1 protein-coding gene and 1 pseudogene are annotated in these 1,353 nt (G+C 72.7%); one reads left to right on the top strand and one right to left on the bottom strand.

The genetic code is table 11. From position 1 onward, the window contains the following. Window positions 1–884, bottom strand: a pseudogene (gene mazG / locus AC2W7M_RS25560) (nucleoside triphosphate pyrophosphohydrolase); the annotation flags it as partial. Between the two features lie 399 nt (window positions 885–1,283). Between mazG and AC2W7M_RS25555 the strand changes: the two are divergent. Then, the coding region (locus AC2W7M_RS25555; RefSeq protein WP_486135909.1) for a hypothetical protein at window positions 1,284–1,353 on the top strand (70 nt) is incomplete at its 3' end.

Genomic DNA, 1,353 nt, shown 5'->3' with positions numbered 1-1,353 from the left:
CCCCGCTGAGGCCGGCGCGCGTCCGCCGATGGCAGGGGCTTCCGCGGCGTCGTCTGGGGTTCCGGCCCGCTCGGCCTGCTTCGCCGCCTGCCAGAGCGCCTCCATCTCGTCGAGACTTGCGGCGGCCGGCGCGCGGCCTTGCGCCTCAAGCGCTGTTCCAGGAAGCGGAAGCGGCGGGTGAACTTCGCGTTGGTGCCGGCGAGCGCAGCCTCGGGGTCGACACCCGCATGGCGGGCGAGGTTCACCACCGCGAACAGGAGGTCGCCCACCTCGTCGCGCACCGCGGCGAGGCCGCCGGCGTCGAGCGCCTCCGCCACCTCGTCCGTCTCTTCGCGGATCTTCGCCAGCACCTGGCGCGCATCGTTCCAGTCGAAGCCCACGCGGCCGGCCTTCTCCTGCAGCTTCAGCGCGCGGGTCAAGGCGGGAAGGGGGAGGGGCACGCCGTCGAGAACGCTCTGCGTCTCGGCCGGAAGACCGGCGGCGGCCCGGCGGTCCGCCTTCTCGCGCTTCTCCTCCGCCTTGATCTCGGCCCACAGGCCCTTCACGGCCTCCGGCGTCAGGTCGCGCGCAGGGCCGAACACGTGCGGATGCCGGCGCACCAGCTTGGTGGTGATGGCTTCCACCACATCGGGAAAGGCGAAGGCGCCGTCCTCCTCGGCCATGCGGGCATGGAACACCACCTGGAGCAGGAGGTCGCCCAGTTCCTCCTTGAGGTCGCCGAGGTCGCCGCGGGCGACGGCGTCGGCCACCTCGTAAGCCTCCTCGACGGTGTAGGGGGCGATGGTGGCGTAGGTCTGCTCCAGGTCCCAGGGGCAGCCGCTGCCCGGCGTGCGCAGCGCCGCCATGATCTCGATGAGGCGCGCGATGTCGCGGGACGGGACCATGGAAACCTCCTTGCAGGTCGGACGGGGCACCATAAGCTCTCCGGCGCCGGAACGAACGGGAGGACCCCATGTCTGCGGTGGAGAACGAGGCGGGCGAGGGCATCCGCGCCGGCGAGCACCAGGTGGCCTTGCCCGAGCGCTTCGATGCCGGCATCTACTTCATCGGCCATATCGAGACGCCATGGCCGACCCGCGCGGCGTGCCCGCGGCGCGGCGACATGGCGGATGGCCCGCTCTGCACGCTGCACATCGACCCGCGCTGGGCCGAAGCTCTGACCGGCCTGGCCGGCCTCAGCCACGTGCAGGTTCTCTACTGGATGGACGAGGCGCGGCGCGATCTGGTGCTCCAGGTGCCGCGCGGCGGCACGCCCGCGGGGGACCTTCGCGCTGCGCTCGCCGGTGCGGCCCAACCCCATTGCGTCCTCGGTGGCGGCGCTGGTGGCGGTGGAGGGCACGCGCGTGACCGTGC

The sequence above is a fragment of the Xanthobacter sp. BG11Y11_SDJG genome (genome assembly GCF_057364445.1).
Note: the sequence above shows the minus strand (reverse complement) of the source record. Positions and strands in the feature narration are given on the sequence as shown.